7 protein-coding genes are annotated in these 6,484 nt (G+C 60.4%); 2 read left to right on the top strand and 5 right to left on the bottom strand.

The window, feature by feature from the left end; genetic code table 11:
• A partial coding sequence (locus ACH2EH_RS02555; RefSeq protein ID WP_395138618.1) for a non-canonical purine NTP pyrophosphatase occupies positions 1-456 on the top strand: 456 nt, incomplete at its 5' end.
• Positions 440-1,042 (top strand): N-acetylmuramoyl-L-alanine amidase, encoded by a 603-nt coding sequence (locus ACH2EH_RS02550; protein WP_395138616.1) that lies wholly within the window; start codon positions 440-442, stop codon positions 1,040-1,042. The genes ACH2EH_RS02555 and ACH2EH_RS02550, both read left to right, overlap by 17 nt.
• Before the next feature lie 44 nt (positions 1,043-1,086).
• Here the strand turns inward: ACH2EH_RS02550 and ACH2EH_RS02545 are convergent, their stop codons facing one another.
• From ACH2EH_RS02545 to ACH2EH_RS02525, 5 genes are all read right to left on the bottom strand, one after another.
• Positions 1,087-2,589, bottom strand: coding sequence for a DUF4097 family beta strand repeat-containing protein (locus ACH2EH_RS02545; protein WP_395138614.1), 1,503 nt, complete (start codon positions 2,587-2,589; stop codon positions 1,087-1,089).
• Positions 2,590-2,607: 18 nt separating this feature from the next.
• On the bottom strand, positions 2,608-2,985 hold the full coding sequence (locus ACH2EH_RS02540; protein ID WP_395138612.1) for a DUF2089 domain-containing protein: 378 nt from the start codon (positions 2,983-2,985) through the stop codon (positions 2,608-2,610).
• A gap of 251 nt (positions 2,986-3,236) precedes the next feature.
• Positions 3,237-4,235: a hypothetical protein gene (locus tag ACH2EH_RS02535; protein WP_395138610.1), complete on the bottom strand. Its 999-nt coding sequence runs from the start codon at positions 4,233-4,235 to the stop codon at positions 3,237-3,239.
• Positions 4,232-5,323, bottom strand: coding sequence for a hypothetical protein (locus tag ACH2EH_RS02530; RefSeq protein WP_395138608.1), 1,092 nt, complete (start codon positions 5,321-5,323; stop codon positions 4,232-4,234). Before ACH2EH_RS02530 ends, ACH2EH_RS02535 begins: the two co-directional genes overlap by 4 nt.
• A 60-nt stretch (positions 5,324-5,383) precedes the next feature.
• Positions 5,384-6,484 (bottom strand): M14 family zinc carboxypeptidase (locus tag ACH2EH_RS02525; protein ID WP_395138606.1); only part of this gene is annotated, 1,101 nt, incomplete at its 5' end.

Below are 6,484 nucleotides of genomic sequence, written 5' to 3'. Positions count from 1 at the left end.
GAAACCGGCGCGACATTTTTGGAAAACGCTCGCATCAAGGCACTCTCCGCCGCGCAGCACACGGGGCTTCCCGCGCTGGCCGATGACAGTGGCATCTGTATTGATGCGCTCGGCGGCGCACCGGGTGTGCACTCGGCGCGCTGGGTGAGCGAGGAAAACTGGATTCCCGAAGTTTTAAAGAAGCTGGAGGGCAAAGACGGCGGCGAGCGTAGTGCTCGCTATGTCTGCGTCCTGAGCCTCATGGCTCCCGATGGTACGGTGATTGCCGAGTCCGAGGGGACATTTGAGGGGCGCATTGCAGGCGCGCCGCGCGGCACCAATGGCTTTGGCTACGACCCGATCTTTCTCGTCGCGCCTGATTATTCGCAAACCGTTGGAGAGATCAGCGCCGAAGAAAAACATGCCCGTAGCCACCGTGGCGCGGCGGCAAGGAGGCTCTGTGAAAATCTGTATTGATCCGGGGCATCCCTCCGAAGTGGGCGAGGGCGCACGGGGCAAGAAACTCACTGAGATGCATGCCGCGTGGCTGGTGGCAAAGCGCCTGGAAGCACTGCTCAAAGCTGCCGGGCACGACGTGAAGCTCACTAAAGCGAGCGAGAAAGAGTTCGTGAAGAACCGCAAGCGTGCGGAAATTGCCAATGCATTTGGGGCGGATCTACTCGTGCGGTTGCACTGCGACTCGGAGGGCGGAACAGGTTTTTGGACCTACTTTCCGGATCGCCAAGGCACCGACGCAACCGGCAAGCGCGGGCCGAGCACACAGATTATTACCGCCTGCAAGCAACGCGCCCCGAAGTTCCACGCCGCGCTGGCCGCCGGACTCAAAGGCGCTCTGCGCGACAACGGCTGCCTGCCCGACATCCGAACGGCGGTTGGGAGCAAGCAGGGGGCACTGACCGGCTCGATCTGGTCGCAAGTGCCGGTGGTGCTGGTGGAGATGTGTGTCCTAAGCAACGCCAAAGACGAGGCATTTCTGCTCTCCGAGGCGGGGCAAGCTCAAATGGCAAAGGCGCTTGCCGCCGGAGTAAGAGCTGTTGAGTAGGCTCTAACCCCGACGGCACCAACCTAGCCCTCATTCTGCTCAGCCTAGCCCTCGTTCTGCTCGATTTTCAGATCCCCACTCACGGACGAAAGAACCAGCACTGCGCCCGTTCCCTCCCCGATGGACTCGCTGACAACCGCCATACCGGAGCTACGCAGGTCGTGGGGCTGGCCGTCGCTGCCCCGTACCTTGCCTCGGAGCTCCCCGTTGCGGGTACGGGCTTCGAGTACGGCGTTGGTCTTGTAAGGGAGGGCGAGGACAATATCCCCGCTGACCGTGGAGATAATCAGCTTGCCCTTTGTTAGGGGAGACTTGGGGGCGACACTTAGGGTGCCAGAGACCGCATCCACGCTCAGCTCCTCGTCAAAGTCGCACTCCTGCACGCTGGCATCCCCCGAGACCGCTCGCAGGTTCAGCCGCTTTCCGGTGACACCTTTCAGGGCGCAATCGCCCGAAACGACCGCGAGGGTGACGCTCGGAAGCATGGCCTCGGTGAGGCTGATATCACCGCTCTGGCTCTCCGCCTTAAAGCTGGCACCATCCAACCGGATCGCCTGAATGTCACCGGAGGCGGTGTGGGTACTGACGGCTCCTAGCACGCCCTCAATGTAAATATCACCGGAGGTTGTCTCTGCCGCAACATCCCCAACAATCTCCGCCAGATGGATATCGCCGGACTGGGTTGCGGTGACAGCGGTGGCCTTGATCCCGCGTACCGAAAGATCTCCCGAGGGCGAGATAAGGGAAACTTTTACCCCATCCGCAGGAACAAATACCTTGAGATTCAGCTCGATTCGACGCACCTTGACCGTGCCTGTTGCCTGGATCATCCCGCCGCCTTCGGTCGCCTCCGCAGTTACTTGGATGGCGTCCACGGCGCTCTGTGCTTCGTCGGGTGTCGCGGCCCAGATGCGTAGAGTGCCCGCAGCACGCACCTCGGGGAAGTCGCCGCCCTGGACGGAAATATCGCCGAAGGGGTTTTTTACCCGCAGTGTCCCGCCCTTTGCGACATCCAGGGTGACCTCATACGCCTGCTCAAGGGTGGGCTCTCCCTGGAAGCCCTGGGTGATATTAGTCAGATTGATATCAATGTTGCCAATGGAGTCGCTGACTTGCTTACCGATCTTACGTGCTTGTTTAGCGGCATTGGAAGCAAAGCGCCCGGCGTCAAAGTCTCGGAACGAGCCAGCAATGCTCTTGGCACCAGGGAGTCCTTTGAGCGCCTGGTTGAGTGCACCAATCGGATCGTGGGATTTCTTGGCTTCCTCAATCTGCTCCTCTGCGGCAGCGAACTGCTGATCAATGCCCGCCACTTTCTCACGCGCGGCTGCGATCTTCGCGCGTGCCCGCGTTAGTGTCTCCGTCTCAAAGTCATCGTCCCCACTGGCTCCCTTGGTAGCCTCGGGGGGAGCCAGTGGTACGGGGGGCGCAGGGGGCGCTTCGGGGGCGGGCTTCTCCATTGCCGCCAGAAGCTGTGAGGCTTCGTCGGCGGTGATCTTGCCTTCCTGCAAGAGCTGCAAAATCTTAAGATTCTCGTCTTTGGACATCGTGGTGTTCTTTCTTTTTTAGAGATCTGCCAGGAGCTGTGCAGCTTCCGTGGCGGGGAGAGTGCCGTCTTCCACCTGCCGCAAAATGGCGCGGCGACGGGGATTTTCCGGGAGTGTTTCTGATTCTTGTGTCAGTGCCGCTTCGAGTGCATTGACGGCGGCATCAAGGCGGGCACGGACGGTGGGATAGGAAATACTCAGCATCCGCTCGACATCACGGATGATGCCTCGGCAGCGGATAAAAGTTTCAATAAAGCGCTGGTGCTCAGTGGGCAGGCGTGCCAGCGGTGGCGGCGGGAACTCCCCGCAGAGCCGTGTACGGCAGTTGCTACAGCTCAGCTCGGAGACACGAAGTGCTCCGTCACAGACGGGGCACTGCTGTGGGCTTGAATTCATAGAGATAATCTATCTCATATTTCAATAATGTCAAGTTTGGTATTGATATTGTTAATAAATTAACTGTCGCCCCCATTCGTGTGATCGCCCCCATGGACGGGGGCGTCTTGTTGTCCTCGTGCCTCGGACACAAAGGCCCTCTGGGCCATACCGAGCCTACTTGGTGCTCGGCATGGGCGGAACGCCCTTCGTGTCGCGAAGCGACAATAAGACGCCCCCGTTCATGGGGGCGATCACACGAATGGGGGCGATCACTGCGGAGTAAACCGAAGACGGATCGGTGCGCTCCGAAACGGGGCGGGGGGGCGCGAGGTGTCCACATCGAAGGTCTTGCCGATATTGTTGCCCGCGAGGTCTTCCAGGAGCGGCGAGACACGGAGGACATGGCGACGGTGTTGCCAGGGCTTGTCGGGTGTGAAGCACCAGCGGCGCTCGTGGTTGTCCAGAACAACGGTGCCTTGCATGCCCTCCACCATGAGAAGGCGCTGGGCAAGCGCATGATCGAGCGACTCATTGAAGACGACTACCAGCGGGCTCCGTAAGCCCGCCTTGGGCGGCGCGATGTGCCAGCGCGACGGTTCAATCGCGGTGCGGTCCGCCACTGCTACCAGAAATGTCTTGCGAAAGGAAGCCACAAGAGGAGCACCCTGCCCATCCTGCCAGCGCGAGGCAATCTCCAGGGTGTAGCGCTTCCCCACTTCCAGCACCCCGCCGATGTCTTCCAGAGGCTTCACACCCCGCTTGATACGCCCCGGGTCGAAGAGCAGGGTTAAGCGGGTCATCGCCGGGTTCCAGAGCTCCTCGGCCAGCTCTAAAAACGGCAGCTCGACGGGCTGACCCCCAGCTTTCAAGAGCCGAATGTGCCGATACGAGTCGCCGCGACTCATGGGGGCGGAGAAGTGCAGGTAGAACTTGAGCAGATTGACAGGGAGGGTGTCCGCCGTGGGATAGACTTGCACAACCCGGGTGGGAGGTGTAGGGGCACGTGCGGGCAGACGGAAACTTGCTGAGGTGGTGCCGCTGACAGCGTAGTAAGTCGTGCCCGGCAGGAGAGAAAATCGTGGCTCGAAGATTTGTGTGTCGTTGTGAACGCGAAATGTCCCCGCCATCGGGGTCTCGCGCTGCTCCCCGGCGAAAACTTTAAGGATTGCTGCATGGGGCAGGCCAGAGACCTCCACCGACGCCCGGTTCGAGCCTTGTGGCCCGGGAACCCAGCGTACCGTGATGCTCTGGCCTGCCCGTGAGGTCATGGCAGAGGACGGGTTTCGAGGCTCATGGCTCCGCTCTCTTCACGCAGAAGAACCACCGCCGTCTTATTGTCCAGCTTATCGAGCTGATCCACGTTCTTCCAGTCCGCCAGAGTCTCGTAGCCGACTCCTTTTTTATCGGGAACCGGCGCTGTGATCGGCTCGGCTTTGTCAATGCTCTCGGTGACTATCTTCATCACGCCCCGGCTGCTATTGGCCATGAGCAAGTTTACCCGACCGTCTTTCTGGTAGGAAATAATGTCCAGTGGGCGGTTGCGGTTGCCTAGCTCCGCAATGGTCTTGCCCTGGATCTTTGCCCCCGGTTTAATTGCACTCAGCGGGAACTGTACCAGCGGGGTGCAGGTGTAGGCCGCTAATACATACGCCTCTTTCCCGATCATAAACGGGACAAACGTCCGGATCGGAGCGCGCGTCTCAAAGCGCCCGTGGGCTCCGTGGTAGATCTCCACACTGGTCGGATTACTCGTGTCCTTGAAGGGAAACGGAATCGAGCGCAGGGTGGCGGCGAACTCCTCGTTGGAGAGCCCGGCAACCAGTAAACGACCGTCCTGGAACGCCAGATCCGTGATGGACTCCAGCCGGGGATTGCTGCGTCCTGTGGTGGTTTCCGCCGGCGCTGCGGGGAGTGCCACCTGCGAGAAGTGCACTTTCTCCAGCGCGACCAGCTCAAGCTCACTCTCGCCCTTGACACGAACCAGCACGGGAGTCGCCTCCGGGCCGCGCCCACGGGAGACGGAGAGGTAGATATTGCCCGACATCGGGTTGACCGCCATGTCCTCAATCAGAATCTGCGCGGGCTCCGTGCCCAGCAGCCCCGCAATTCTCTTCTCCAGTCCGACAAGCTTCAGTGACGACGCGGCTTTGCCCGGCTTCGTATCGTCGGTGGAGACGGCCACGATCGAAGCCGCCTTAGCATCCGCGATAAAGAGAATGCCCTCTGGGCCGAAAGTAAGAGAGCCCATCGAACGAAAGCTCGGGGTACCGAGGCGCATCCCTGCCGTTGCTTTTCCCGCATGCACACCCCCGACGGTGAAAAGAGCCAGCGTGGCTCCTACAATAAAACGTTTCATTGCGACACTCCTGCCAAAAGATAGCTCAGCATTCGCGTAGGGAACTTGCTATTCCTTCTTTTACTTGTCGGTAATCGTCAGTCGAAACGGATGGATGCTGTGTCGCCGCTCTTTGTCCCAGAGATGCAGTGTCAGAGGCACCGACATGCCGGGTTTGGCGCTGGGCATGACCTGAAGCGTGAAGGGGGCTTTCAGGGGGAACGCACGGTACTCGCTGGGAACCACGATCGCTGGGTCTTGCGAGGTGAGAACAGCGTAGGCCCAGGTGCCAGGGATTTCCGGCGGTGTCCAGCCCAGAACCGCGCCGGACGTGATGGGCTTATCGGTTGTGCCACTGCCTTTTGGAACCAAGCTGCCTTTTTGGGGCAGCGGCAGCTCCCCGGCAGTCTCCAGCCAGAAGCGCCATGCCTCTCGCACATTGGTCTCGTACTCCTTGGCAATCTCACGTTCGGGCGGGTAGCGCCCTGCGACGCCCCTGGCCTTACTGGGAATACTGATCTCGAAGTTAAAGCCGTAGATACCGTAGCTATAAAACGCGTGGGAGTAGGTCAGCCCGGAGTTCCCCCCACGCACGCCCGGCGCGGGCTCGCTCCCGGGTGTGCTCTTGGTGATCGAGTAAGGGGCATCTTTCTGGCGCTGCTGCATTCCTGTCGCGATCTTGGCGTAGCGAGAGTAGTCTTGCTCGATGGTGTGCGCAGGGAAAAGTATCTCCCGAAGGGGGCTATGAATGTCCATAAACGCCCGCAGATTAGGGTGCTCCGCAAAGAAGCGGTCTAGCGCCTGGTTCTCCGGCTCCGAGAGCGCCGAGAGCCCTTCGTAGATATCAGCACCAGGCCGCGCCGTCGAGTCGTTCCAGGTGGAGTCTATCTCGCGGCCACCGCCCCAGCGAACCGGAAAGTTACGGTTCAGGTCCACCCCGAACGTGCCGTCGGCGTTGGGCACGCGATTCTTGCGCCAGTCTTTGTGTGTCTCCTCCCAGAGCTTGCCGTCCACATTGAACATTGGCACGTACCAGAGGCAGCGCTGACTCTTCCAGCCCGCCTCCAGCTCTTCTTCAATAAAGCGCAGCGTGCAGTAAGCGGGCTGCTGCTCACGCGGATGAATCCCCGAGAGCCACATCAGCTCCGGCATTCCTGGCTTCCCGATGCGCACCAGCGGAAT

Origin of the sequence: Armatimonas sp., from assembly GCF_043760365.1 — a bacterium.
Taxonomy (GTDB): domain Bacteria; phylum Armatimonadota; class Armatimonadia; order Armatimonadales; family Armatimonadaceae; genus Armatimonas.
The sequence above is the reverse complement of the archived record's forward strand: the minus strand, read 5'-3'. Positions and strand labels throughout refer to the sequence as shown.

Coding starts and splice junctions, on each gene's coding strand:
- ACH2EH_RS02530 (WP_395138608.1), bottom strand. CDS start 5,323: ATGAAACGTTTTATTGTAGGAGCCACGCTGGCTCTTTTCACCGTCGGG.
- ACH2EH_RS02545 (WP_395138614.1), bottom strand. CDS start 2,589: ATGTCCAAAGACGAGAATCTTAAGATTTTGCAGCTCTTGCAGGAAGGC.
- ACH2EH_RS02540 (WP_395138612.1), bottom strand. CDS start 2,985: ATGAATTCAAGCCCACAGCAGTGCCCCGTCTGTGACGGAGCACTTCGT.
- ACH2EH_RS02535 (WP_395138610.1), bottom strand. CDS start 4,235: ATGACCTCACGGGCAGGCCAGAGCATCACGGTACGCTGGGTTCCCGGG.